General features: G+C 60.9%; 11 protein-coding genes. 2 read left to right on the forward strand and 9 right to left on the reverse strand.

Translation table 11 applies throughout. The features are described from left to right. Nucleotides 1–15: 15 nt before the first annotated feature. Nucleotides 16–1107: a xenobiotic reductase XenA gene (gene xenA / locus QQL85_RS14085; protein ID WP_284354163.1), complete on the reverse strand. Its 1092-nt coding sequence runs from the start codon at nucleotides 1105–1107 to the stop codon at nucleotides 16–18. A gap of 49 nt (nucleotides 1108–1156) precedes the next feature. Between xenA and QQL85_RS14090 the strand changes: the two genes are divergently transcribed. Further along, nucleotides 1157–1492 (forward strand): ArsR/SmtB family transcription factor, encoded by a 336-nt coding sequence (locus QQL85_RS14090; RefSeq protein ID WP_284354164.1) that lies wholly within the window; start codon nucleotides 1157–1159, stop codon nucleotides 1490–1492. 3 nt (nucleotides 1493–1495) lie between these two features. Here QQL85_RS14090 and QQL85_RS14095 read toward each other — a convergent pair whose 3' ends face one another. The 4 genes from QQL85_RS14095 to QQL85_RS14110 all read right to left on the reverse strand — a co-directional run bounded on the left by QQL85_RS14095 (nucleotide 1496) and on the right by QQL85_RS14110 (nucleotide 5064). Further along, nucleotides 1496–2107 carry a helix-turn-helix transcriptional regulator gene (locus QQL85_RS14095; protein WP_284354165.1) on the reverse strand — a complete coding sequence of 204 codons (612 nt, stop codon included), beginning with the start codon at nucleotides 2105–2107 and terminating at the stop codon, nucleotides 1496–1498. After that, complete coding sequence (locus QQL85_RS14100) at nucleotides 2107–2745, reverse strand: hypothetical protein (protein WP_284354166.1); 639 nt, start codon at nucleotides 2743–2745, stop codon at nucleotides 2107–2109. Before QQL85_RS14100 ends, QQL85_RS14095 begins: the two co-directional genes overlap by 1 nt. Nucleotides 2746–2907: 162 nt before the next feature. Then, the gene (mqo, locus tag QQL85_RS14105; RefSeq protein ID WP_284354167.1) at nucleotides 2908–4545 is read right to left on the reverse strand and encodes a malate dehydrogenase (quinone); all 1638 of its coding nucleotides are present in this window, start codon (nucleotides 4543–4545) and stop codon (nucleotides 2908–2910) included. A 327-nt stretch (nucleotides 4546–4872) separates the two neighbouring features. Further along, a complete protein-coding gene (locus tag QQL85_RS14110; protein ID WP_003254720.1) occupies nucleotides 4873–5064 on the reverse strand; it encodes a YhfL family protein in 192 nt (63 codons plus the stop codon). A 190-nt stretch (nucleotides 5065–5254) separates the two neighbouring features. On the opposite strand from QQL85_RS14110, the gene QQL85_RS14115 reads away from it, so the two are divergent. Continuing rightward, a complete protein-coding gene (locus tag QQL85_RS14115) occupies nucleotides 5255–5872 on the forward strand; it encodes a LysE family transporter (RefSeq protein ID WP_284354168.1) in 618 nt (205 codons plus the stop codon). A 78-nt stretch (nucleotides 5873–5950) separates the two neighbouring features. On the opposite strand, the gene QQL85_RS14120 is transcribed toward QQL85_RS14115, so the two are convergent. From QQL85_RS14120 to QQL85_RS14135, 4 genes are all read right to left on the reverse strand, one after another. Then, nucleotides 5951–7159 (reverse strand): hypothetical protein, encoded by a 1209-nt coding sequence (locus QQL85_RS14120; protein WP_284354169.1) that lies wholly within the window; start codon nucleotides 7157–7159, stop codon nucleotides 5951–5953. Between the two features lie 10 nt (nucleotides 7160–7169). Continuing rightward, on the reverse strand, nucleotides 7170–9065 hold the full coding sequence (locus tag QQL85_RS14125; protein WP_284354170.1) for a hypothetical protein: 1896 nt from the start codon (nucleotides 9063–9065) through the stop codon (nucleotides 7170–7172). An 8-nt stretch (nucleotides 9066–9073) separates the two neighbouring features. Then, complete coding sequence (locus QQL85_RS14130; RefSeq protein WP_284354171.1) at nucleotides 9074–9934, reverse strand: SH3 domain-containing protein; 861 nt, start codon at nucleotides 9932–9934, stop codon at nucleotides 9074–9076. A gap of 343 nt (nucleotides 9935–10277) precedes the next feature. Further along, nucleotides 10278–11441 (reverse strand): ATP-binding protein, encoded by a 1164-nt coding sequence (locus tag QQL85_RS14135; RefSeq protein ID WP_284354172.1) that lies wholly within the window; start codon nucleotides 11439–11441, stop codon nucleotides 10278–10280. Between the last annotated feature and the right edge of the window lie 578 nt (nucleotides 11442–12019).

The raw sequence follows: 12019 nt of genomic DNA on the forward strand, positions 1-12019 counted from the left end.
GGCCCCCGGCATCACTCAGCGATAGCGCTCAAGCCAGTGCGCATACGGCGCCGGCAAGGTCCAGGACGCTTTCTCCACCCCCAGCTCCTTGGCCGCAAAGTACGCCCAGTGCGGATCAGCCAAATGCGCACGCCCTACCGACACCAGGTCCAACTGGTTGGCCTGCAACGCGGCTTCAGCCAGTTGCGGCGTACCAAAGCCCCACGCCGAGGTCACCGGCAGCTTCGCCTCACGGCGCACACGCTCGGCAATCGGCCCCATGAACGCTGGGCCCCACGGGATGTTGGTCTCGGGAATGGTGAAACCGACACTCACGCTCAGCAGGTCCAGGCCACCCGCCTTGAAGCGGCGTGCCAGCTCGATCGACTCTTCCAGGGTCTGCTCGTCGCGGCCGTCGTATTCCAGCACACCAAAGCGTGCGGTCAGCGGCAGGTTTTCTGGCCACACCTCACGTACCGCTGCCAGGGTTTCCAGCAGGAAGCGACTGCGGTTGTCGAAGCTGCCACCGTAGGCGTCGGTACGCTTGTTGGAGTGCTCGGAGAAAAAGCTCTGGCCCAGGTAGCCATGGGCGAAGTGCAGTTCGATCCACTCGAAGCCGGCATCACGCGCACGGCGGGCGGCATCGACGAAGTCCTGCTTGACTCGGGCGATGTCGTCCAAGGTCATTTCGCGTGGCACTTTCGGCAGGTGCGCGCCAAAGGCAATGGCAGACGGGGCGATGGTGTCCCAGCCGCGCACGTCGTCGGCGGCAATGTGGTCGTCGCCCTCCCATGGGCGGTTGGCGCTGGCCTTGCGCCCGGCGTGGGCGATCTGGATGCCCGGCACAGAGCCTGCAGCCTTGATCGCCTGCACCACCGGCACGAAGGCCTGCGCGTGGGCATCGCTCCAGATACCGGCGCAACCGGGGGAGATGCGCCCTTCCGGTGCCACCGCCGTGGCTTCGACCACCAGCAGGCCGGCACCGCCACGGGCCAGCCCAGCGTAGTGCACATGGTGCCAGTCGTTGACCATGCCATCCTCGGCCATGTACTGGCACATCGGCGGAATGGCAATACGGTTACGCAGGGTGACGTCCTTGAGGGTGTACGGTTCGAACAATGCGGACATGGGAAACTCCGGATTCATCTGAATACTGTTGTTCGATCATAATCGAACTATGGCAATTAATGAAACCCCCGTTATCATGTCGGTCATGCGAGCCTATAAACATCCCAACCCTGAAGACCTGATCCTTGAACGCTTGCTGTATGCGCTCAGCGACCCTGTACGCCTGGAAATCGTCCGCCACCTGGCAGGCGTGGCCGAAGCCAGCTGCGGCGAGCTGGACGGGGGCCGGCCGAAGTCAAGCATGTCCCATCACTTTCGAGTTTTGCGTGATGCGGGGCTGGTGCATACGCGTAATGTGGGGACGACCCATATGAATTCGCTGCGTAGCGACATACTGGACGAGCGGTTTCCGGGATTGTTGGGGTGCATCCTGCAGCAGCGGTAATGCCTACTCCTTGAGCAGGGCAAACCGGCACACCTGCCCTCCCCTAAGCATGCATTCCTCATGGCTGACATCAGCCCCGCCCAAGGCCCCGATCAGCGCCAGGTCCAGCTCACAGACCACCGGATGCGCCTTGGCCAAATGATGGAATACACAATTGTGCGCGACGATCTCGGGTTCACCTGACGAGCGGAAGAACACCTGCGCCTCGTAACCGGCAGTGTTCATGTGCTCGACAATGCGCGCTTCATCCACCACCTCATGTTCCAGGTCTGCGGCCAGCTTGCGCCCCAACTGACGCATCAGCGCGAGTAGCGCTTCTTGCCCGAGCAAGCCAGCCACTTCACCAATCAGCAGGTTGGCCAGCAGCGGGTACTGGCGGGGGAATTGCTCACGCGCCAGATCGGTCAGTTCGTGCAGCTGTTCCGGGCGCCGCCGGGTAGGCCGGGTAGCGCCCCGCTTGACCAGGCCATCACGCTCCAGCGCGGCCAGGTGCTGGCGCACCGCCGTGCGGGTGATGGCCAGGGCCTGCGCCAGGTCGTCGATGCTCATGCCGGCTGGCTGGTGCAATAACGCGTGGAGCAGGTCCTGTTGGGTACGGCCCAGGCCTTCGAGCATCAGAACTTGCCCGGGAACTGCTTGACCAACGCCGCGGCCAGGGCGTCGGAGAGGGTCAGGATATGCTCGCGCATCATCCCCCAGGTACGCGCCTCACCTGCGTAATCACCGGCAGCCAGCTGATCGATCTGCGCCACATGGTGGCCGCCATGGGCGCTGAGCAGCGTCAGCAGGGTCGGCTCGGGCAGGTTCGGGTTGGCGTTGGCCAGGAACGCGGCGATAGCCTTGGCATTGCTGGTCAGCTCATCGACGGCGGCTTGCTGACCCTTCTTGTCCTTGGCCACGGTGGCATCGCTGTAGTGCTTGATCGCACCCCAGTGGCCGGCCAGCAGTTTCAGCAACTGGTCAGCAGCGGGTTGCCCATACAACGGCGCGATGCTGTTGGCGATTCGGGTGGCGTCGCTGACCACCTCATTGGCGGCGACTTCAGCTTGTTTGGCGTTGCCGGCCTGGTTGGCTACGGCATAGTTACGAACCCAGAAGATATGCTCGACCCACAGGTCGCGCAGGGCCATGCGCGTGGTCATTGAAGCGGAATCTGCAGGTTTGGCGGCGGTGGGTGGGGTTGAGTAGCTCTGGCTCCATGCCGGCTGGGCGCACAGCGCGAGCAGCAGTAGTGCGGCAATCTTGATGTTCATGACAGCACCCTCCTGGAGGGGATCGACTGACAAGATTAATTTAAGCATCAAAATATGTTTTTATTGGTCTCTCATCGGGTTTCCGATCAATGGCTCTCCTGTGCAGGCAACAAAAAAGCCACGAGGTCTCCCGCGTGGCTTTTCTGTCACAACTATGGCCAGTTACAGCGCCATGTCGTTCTCGGGCTTGCTCTCAACCGGTTTGCTCACATCGCCACCGAAGTCAACGCTGGCGTCGATCACCGGCGGCTTCTCCAGCTGCAACATTTCAGCGGTGTAATTCCACTCTTTCTGGGTGGCCGCCGCCGAATCGTTCAGCTTGGTGCCGTAGCTCGGTACGATCTCTTTGATCTTGGCCTGCCACTCAGGAGTAGCAACCTTCTCCTTGAACACGGTTTCCAGCACGTTCAGCATGATCGGCGCAGCCGTCGAGGCGCCTGGCGATGCACCCAGCAGGCCGGCGATGGTGCGGTCTTGCGATGCCACCACTTCAGTGCCCAGCTTCAGCACACCGCCCTTCTCGGCATCACGCTTGATGATCTGCACACGCTGGCCGGCCTGCCACAGGCGCCAGTCTTCCTTCTTGGCATTCGGGAAGTAGGTGCGCAGGGCTTCGAAGCGGTCATCATCCGACAGCATCAGCTGGCCAGCGAGGTACTCGACCAGCGGGTACTGCTCGATACCGACCTTGGTCATTGGCCACACGTTGTGGGTAGTGGTGCTGCTCAGCAGGTCCAGGTACGAGCCGTTCTTCAGGAACTTGGTCGAGAAGGTGGCGAACGGGCCAAACAGGATCACGCGCTTGCCGTCCAGCACGCGGGTGTCCAGGTGCGGTACCGACATGGGCGGTGCACCGGTCGAAGCAATACCGTAGGCCTTGGCCATGTGCTGCATGGCCACGGTCGGGTTCTCGGTCACAAGGAACGAACCACCCACCGGGAAACCGGCATATTCCTTGGCTTCCGGAATGCCCGACTTCTGCAGCAGCTTCAGTGCGCCGCCGCCGGCACCGATGAACAGGAACTTGGCGTCGGTGGCCGACTCGGTACCGTCCTTCAGGTTCTTGTACTCGACGTGCCAGGAGCCGTCCTTGTTGCGGGTGATGTCCTGCACTTCGCTGGACAGCTTCAGGTCGAAGCCTTTCTGGGTTTGCAGGTGGCCAACGAACTGGCGGGTGATCTCGCCGAAGTTCACGTCGGTGCCGATCGGCGTCCAGGTCACGGCCAGCTTCTGGTTCGGGTCGCGGCCTTCCATCATCAGCGGGACCCACTTGGCGATCTGCGCGTGGTCCTCGGAGTACTGCATCGGGCGGAACAGCGGGCTGGCCTGCAGCGCGTCGTAGCGCTTCTTCAGGAACTTGATGTTGTCATCGCCCCACACGAAGCTCATGTGCGGGGTGGTGTTGATGAACGAGTGCGGGTTCTTCAGCACGCCCTGGCGTACCTGCCACGACCAGAACTGGCGGGAAATCTGGAAGGCTTCGTTGATTTCGATGGCCTTGGCGATGTTGACGTTGCCGTCTTTGTCTTCCGGGGTGTAGTTCAGCTCGGCCAGCGCGGAGTGGCCGGTACCGGCGTTGTTCCAGCCGTTGGAGCTTTCTTCAGCCACGCCATCCAGGCGCTCGACCATTTCCATCGACCAGCTTGGCTCCAGCTCGTGCAGCCACACGGCCAACGTGGAGCTCATGATGCCGCCGCCGACCAGCAGCACGTCTACTTTCTTGGTTTCTGCGGCGTGCGCTTGCATGACGCTTGCAGCGACAGCCAGACCCAGCAAGGTCTTGCCAGCTTTCTTGAACATTGATCAATTCCAGTGAGGAGAACAGAGGGCGGGCCTGTGGCTGGCCCAGGTGTCACATGTTCTTCAGCGCAGGCTTGTTGTTGATCATTGTTCAGCAGCCAGAGAACCAGAAAACGACCCAGCCCTTTGTCGAATTGACCGACAACGCTGAATCGTTTTTCTGATTGTATATGAAATGCCAGCACAAACAAATTGCCCGCCCAGGCGTCAAGACGACGGTTTGCCCCAGCGGCAGATTGTCACGCCAAAAACAAAAGCCCCCGGCCATGTACATGACCGGGGGCCTTGGATCACGCCGCAAGCGTCGCGATCAGGGTACCGCCAAGATTACTGCTGCTGAGGCAGTTTATCGATCGGGCCGCAGCCACCGATGATCTTGGAGATCGAAACCGAAGGGTGGAACAGGTAGTCGTAGGTGCAGTTTTTAGGCTGGTTGTAAACCTGGCCAGTGCAACCCGACAGCAGGGCAACACCCGAAACAACAGCAACGGCTACGGTGGCCTTGAACAGCTTTTTCATTACTAAGTCCTTTAAATAAATCATCTTCGGCCATCGTCTGATGGCGGCGGGATGATACAGAAATCGGGCATTGGATCCAAGTCGCGCTGGGCAATGATGAATTGCGAATGTGCAACAACAGGTTGTAAAGCATGCAGTTGGCGACGATAGTCATGAACTCCGCCTTTGCACTGCCCAACAGGAGTTCACCATGCTCGGCGTCACCGACTACGGCGCATTCGTCATCGCCTTCATCATTCTTCTGGCCATCCCCGGCCCGGGCAATTTCGCGCTGATTACCGCCACCGGCAAGGGCGGTATCAAGGCAGGACTGGCCGCGACCTGTGGGGTGATCGTAGGCGACCAGGTGCTGTTATGGCTGGCGGTAGCCGGCGTCGCCACCTTGCTGGCCACCTACCCTGCGGCCTTCCACATCGTGCAATGGGCCGGCGCCGCGTACCTGGCCTACCTGGGCCTGCGCATGCTGCTGAGCAAACCGGGTGACGCACCGCGCGCCAGCCGCATGGACAACGGCCAGTACCTGCGCCAGACCATGTTGATCACCCTGCTCAACCCCAAGGCGATCATGTTCTACATGGCATTCTTCCCGCTGTTCATCGACCCGGTGAAGCATCAGGGGCTGGTGACCTTCGGCTTCATGGCCGCCACTGTGGCGGTGGTGACTTTCCTGTACGGGTTGATTGCCGTGGTGCTGACCCACCGGCTGGCCGAACGCATGCGCGCCAACCCTCGGATTACCAATATGTTCGAGCGGCTCGCCGGCGCTTGCCTGGTAGGGTTCGGCATCAAGCTGGCGGCAATGCGCTGACACCGCTGACTCGCAGAATTGAAAAAGCCCCCGGCAACTTATCGTTCCCGGGGGCTTTGTTTATCAACGATCAACCCATCAATTGGTTTCCAGTTGATACGCCTTGCTCACGAACAACGCCGCAAACAGGCTCTTGCCTTCCTTGAAGGTGTACTGCTCTTCAAACTTGCCATCCTCGACCAGCCTCTGCCCGATGGCACATTCCGAGTCGCTGTGGTTCTTGCCCTTGGCACCGAAGTCACTGCTCCACGTCGACAGCCCGACCTGTTCACAGAAGGCGGCGAACTTCGCCTTCGGTACATTCTGCTGGTAGTCGCTGTAAGCCTCTTTTAGCGGTTTGAAGCCCTTGTAGCTCACGGTGTAGTTCTCCACCTTGGCCTTGCGTGCAAAACCACTCACCGCCTCGACCAGTACAGCCTGGCCGCTGTACGAGCTGTACGCCCCGATCAGCATGGCGCTCAGTGCACTCTTGAGCTGGGTTTCGACATCGTCGAGCTCCGGCAGTGACTGGAACTCGGCCTTGCGCACGATCTCACCTACCTTGGAGCCGTCGTTGCGGTGGGTCACGACGAACTCCATCGAGCCTTCACCGTCGCTGGAGCGCTTGAGGGTGAAGTCCACGTCTACCGTGGTGCCGAAATCACCCGTGCTGCTGACCAGAAACGCGCCGGTCATTGGCTGACGCACCGCCATGTTGCTACCCCAGTCGAAGTCGGACTGGGTGGCCCGGCCATTGGCGGCCAGTTCGGCACGCGGCTGGATCTCGTCGCTGACATCAGACACCAGCACCACTTCGGCACCCTTGCTGGCCACGAAAGGGTTGCCCATCTGCATACCAAGCAGCTGGATGTGGATCGTGCCGTCCTTGCTGTCACCATCGTGCGCCAGCTTCAGCGCATCGGCCTTCAGGTAGACGCCTGCAACGTTGCCGCTGGCGTTGAGCTGGTACTTGGCCCAGCCGGCCAGGCCTTCTTCCACCGAGCTACCGCGAACCGACTCCATCAGGCCCGTCAGGCCACGCATGAACTGCTGGGCACCGTTGGTCTGCGCGGCCGCCACGCGGATCTCAGGGTCAGCGACGGTGAGGTTGCCAGAGAACGCCGAGTAGGAAATGTCACCTTCAGACAGCACGTCCTCAAGGAAGTAGCGCTCCTTGAAGTCATCGTAGTAGGCCATCGCAGCCTTCTTGCCCGAGCTGGACAGCATCGCGTAGCCACCGCCGAGCACCAGCACCGCTGCGGCCACACCGCCAATCAGCAGCTGCTTCTTGTTCATCTGTTTGATCATGGTGTTTGCCTCACTGGACCATCGCGGAAGCGTTGTTCCAGTCGTTCACATACTTTTGGGAGACCTCGGGGGTCCAGCTGAAATCGATACCGGCGTTGGGGAATTCCTTGGCCAGCACGGCGCCGAACGACACGAGGTCGGCACACTTGTCCTGCTTGCACGCCTGGGGCTCGCCCGCGTTGTAGGCACGGTAAGTCGGCACGGCGCGGCCATCGTCCAGCGGGTAGTACGGCGTGGCGTTGGCCACTTGGGCCACATACCAGCCTTCGCTGTATTCCTCGTCCGCCACCAGGCGGCCCTTGCTCGGGAAGTCGATGGCGTAGAAGTCGCCCTGCTTGCCGGTGACATGCACCATCATCGGCGCCACGCGGGCCGAGGTCGCCGGGTTTTGCTGCTCCAACGGCGAAGCGAAGCGCACCTTGATGCCGGCCATTTGTGCCAGGGCTTCGGTTTCGCGCCCCTTGAACTCGCTCATGCCGTCTTGCAGTTGCTGGTAGCGCTCCAGCACACGCGTGTGGACGCGGGCCAGTTCCTGTTGACGCTGACGCGCCTCACGCACGCGCTGCTCTTCACGCTGAACGGCCCAGTTCGCACCATCGCGCACATCGAAGAACAAGCCCTGGCGGTTGATGCCAATGCGGTTGCGGGTGATTTTCTGAGCGTCGTTGCCCCACATGTTGTTCGTAATCGCCGAGAGGTCTTTGACAATGAGCAGGTTGGCCACATCGGTGGTGGTCGGCGAGGTGGTCTTGATCAGGTCAAAGATTTCCAGCGCGGCTTCCTTGTACTTGGCCGCGTCCAGGGCGAACGACTCGTCCGGGGTTACTGCCACATAGTAGGGGTCGCTGCCGAACGGGCGCAGCACGCCGTAGCTGCCGCGGGTGAAGGTCAGGTACACCTTCATCTGCCGGCCGGGGATCTCGCCAACCAGGAATGCAGCCTGGCCAGCGTCCGCCGTGAGGTAGGAAACAGCCTTGTCCTTGACCGCGGGCTCGAAGGTCTTGTTGAAGATCAAGCCGCTCGGGTGAACGTATACGCGGTTCCAGTTATCGCCACGGTAGGTGCCCACGGCCTTCCAGCTGATTTTTTCGAAGTTGCCTTCGCCAAAGCCGGACGCCGGGCACGGCATGGCCGGGGTGGTGCCGAACGACAGGGTGTCACCGTTGCTGATGATCTCTCGGCTGAGTACCCATTTACAGCCTGAACCGTCCGTGACCTGCATCAGGTTGCGGTTCTCCAGGACCACGGCGCGGCCGAAATCCGAGGTGGGGGTTGCGGCTACTGCGGCGGCAGGCGCTGCGACGGGCGGAGCAGCAGGCGCTGCGGCCGGGGTTTCGGTTGCTGGTGCTGGTGCGGGCTCTGCGGCAACGGCCGGGGCTGGAGCAGGAGCAGGAGCAGGAGCAGGAGCTGCTTCTACTTTCGCGGGTGCTGATTCAACTACCGCAGGCGCTGGCTCAGGCGCTGGGGCTGGAGCAACGGCCGCCGGGGCTTCAGCCGGTGCATCTGCAGGTGCCGGGGCTGGCGCAGCGGGAGCAGGTGCCGGAGCAGCAGCGACAGCGGCAGGCGCGGCGGCCAGGGTCACCAGGCCCAGATTGCTGGCATTGCCCGAACCGCTGGCGTAGAGGTTGCCTTTGGCATCCACGGCTTTCCAGCTCACCTTGGCGGTCGAGCAGTCCTTGGCGAACACGAACGGCAGCTTGGTCAGCAGGCCAGACAGCAGCTCCTGTTTGTCCCAGGCCGGACGGGTGATGGTCAGCTCGACCTCGGGTTTGCACCAGGTGGTGGCGTCCCCAGGTACTTCGACCTTGATGTTTTCTTTTTTCGAGAAGGCCAGCTCGTGGGCGAACGCCTGCGGTACCAGACCACAAGCGCCGATCACAGCCAGCGCGAGCGCGTGCTTTTTCATGGAGTTCCTCAGATCAGTTCCCAGGTGCCGTTGGCTTGTTTGCAGAAGGTGTTCTGCTCTTGCTCGGTCTTGCCGCTTTGCGACTTCAGGTTGACCGTGACTGGGCGGCAGGCGGCTTCGGCGGCGACCGTCTCGGTAGGCAGCGACTGCACCGAATCCAGGTCGAAGCCTTGGGTTTCCTTGCTGGCGGCTACATCAAGCTCGTCCAGGTTCACCGCCGGGGTCACGCGCTTGGCGACTGCTTGCGCCTTGGGTTCGACGTAATTCTTGTGCACATAGCCAACGGTCACGCCCTTGCGGCCGACCAGGATCCAGTCACCGCTGGAGCCAACAGCGGTGAACTCGGTGTGGTTCTTCAGGCTGCCAACCTTTTCACCGTTCTGGTTAGGCGCCGCGCGCACGTTCAGGTTGTCGCTGATGGTCACATAGGGCTCGTTGATCAGCTTCATCGACGGCACCGCCTGGATCTTCGGTGCACGCTTCACCTCGACCTTCTTGGTCTGGGTGTATTCCTTGCCCGGCACGATCTGCGCGGTGGCGCCCGAGTGGTCGGATGTCCAGGTCACTGGCTGGGCGCTGGCGGTGGTCTGCTGTTGGCTCAACACTTCCTGGGTGCGCAGCGCCAGGGCCTGCTGGTCCTTCTCGTCCAGCATGTGGCCGATACGGTTACCGACGTAGGCACCGATGCCACCTGCGATCAGGGCCGCAGCGATCTTGCCGTTGCCACTGCCCATGGTCGAGCCGATGGCCACACCGGCCAGGCCACCGATCACGGTGCCCGCTTGCTCTTTGCTGATCCCGAGCTGTGCACAGGCCGAGGTAGAGGCGATGGCAACCGCCAAGAGGGACGCGACGAATTTCTTACGCAAGTGGAGCACTCCATTTTCGGTGGGGCGCACAGCCGCGTACCGCCGCCAGGACCTGGCGGCAGCATTCGACGTTGTGCGGTTTTATGAGTGAGCGGGCAGCACTGGACGCGAACGGCAATTTAGCCGTCGAACGAAGGGCGTAGAGGAAGACCAGTACGGCGCGAAGCATCCAACGAATCCATGTCAGGAAGAGGTCATCGCCCAGCGCGCGTAATCATTACGGCGTTTGGCCTGGGCGTGAGTGGCGTATTAGAGGAGCGCATTGTAGCGCAAGGTGCCAATGGCAGTTCAAGACAAAATGTTGCGAAAAGCCGCTCTACCTCAAGCCCTACGGCGCGGAGGATCAACGCTGACGACGCATGAATTCTGCGAAAAGCGGTACGGTGAAATCCAGTACGCCGTGATCAGTGCTGTAGGCCATGCCTTTGGCAATAACCTTGGCCCTCGTCGGCCCCAATGAGGATTGGGTGCGCCCCAGAACTTTGGCGATATCACTGACCGCATAAGGGCCATCACCAAGCTCCGACATGGCCCGGACGAAGAGCACTTCACTCGGGGTCAACTGATCGATACGCACCCTGAAGAAACCCGCATCGAGCAAAGCCAAGGTCTCCGAATAAGACTGAACAACATCGTCTAGCGAAATTTCCGGTCCTTCAGAGCAGTTCCAGGCCGTGGAAGCCCACTCCTGAAGAAAGAATGGATAGCCCTTCGTTCGAACGACAATTTCCTTCAAGGCGGCCTCTGTAATGGAAGCCTCCTCGTCAAGAATCGGTTTAAGAACAGCCTGAGTAGCTGCCTCGGCATCCAGTGCATTGATTTCGGGATAGAGGAACAGCCGCTCTGCGTATGACTTCGCCTCCCCTGCCAGGCGCGCGACCTGAGGCAGCCCAGCGCCCACAAGCAATATTGGCAGACCTTCTTGCGACATGCGGTGCATGGCGACGATCAACGCCCTGAGATCGGCCTCACTCAGGTACTGCACTTCGTCGATCAGCAGAATCCAGCCCTTGCCTGCGGCCTTTGCTGCACGCCCAATCACATTGAAAAGGTCTGGCAGGTCGTATTGAAGGTTGCCACTGTCCGCAAGCCCAGGCTCTGGCTCTACTCCAACCTCCACACCCGCGATATCGATCTTGAAGATGGAGGCAAACCCGCGCAAGCCCTTGAGGCCCCGGTTTGCAATCTGCTTGGCGGCTTCCACCGTAGACAGCGAGCGCATGACCTTACGCATTTCCGGATAAAGAAGGCGGGCCAGGCTTTCTTCTTCCGGCGACTCGACCTTGGAGACCAGCAGGCCCTCTTGTTCGGCAATTTTCCCGACTTCGTTCAAGAGCACGGTTTTGCCGGTACCTCTCAAACCAAGCAACATCATGGACCGTGCGCTACGCCCGTTGATAGCCCGACCACACGAAACGCGCGCGTGTTCAAGCACCACGTCACGCCCTGCCAGCTCGGGCGGTCGGCTGCCTGCGCCAGGCGCGAAAGGGTTGCGATATGGGTCCATGGGCTACCTCCAGGCACGGGTTATAGCGATAGATAGCGAAGTCTAGCGATTTTTGCTATCTATTAGTAGATTTTGGTAGCACTTACCCTGTGGTGCTGCAAGTTAGACCCTGCCCTACAGCTTGAGATCAGAATTATCCCCTTCCCTGTAGGCCATTTCCCAAACATACTGCCAAACCGCTTTAACACTTGCGACGGAATATGTCGCGCTCTAGTCTCGGCTTGTCGTTGCTACCCAACGACCGGCTTTGACAGGCCGACTACTCAAGTTTCCGTTGCAGCGCTTAATGGCAGCTGTGCATGGGGCACATTCGTGTGCGCCGGGTCCTTGGGTACCGGTCTGTCAACCCATGTATAGCTGCCTCCATTCGTTTGACAGCGTTGCCAGGCGGCTCCACTACCCAAGGAGCTTACATGCGCATGATGGTCCCCGATCCACCCTGCTCCCTCGATTCCACCCAGGTACTGCAAGACACCCTGGTCCAGTCCTCAGAGTACATACTCTGCGCCCTGTCTGTGGCCCGCCCTCTTCGCGGGCATGCCCGCGAAGGGGCCAGCCCAGACAACCAAGATTTCAGG

It is taken from the genome of Pseudomonas putida (assembly GCF_030159595.1).
In the GTDB taxonomy this organism is placed as follows: Bacteria; Pseudomonadota; Gammaproteobacteria; order Pseudomonadales; family Pseudomonadaceae; genus Aquipseudomonas; species Aquipseudomonas putida_AC.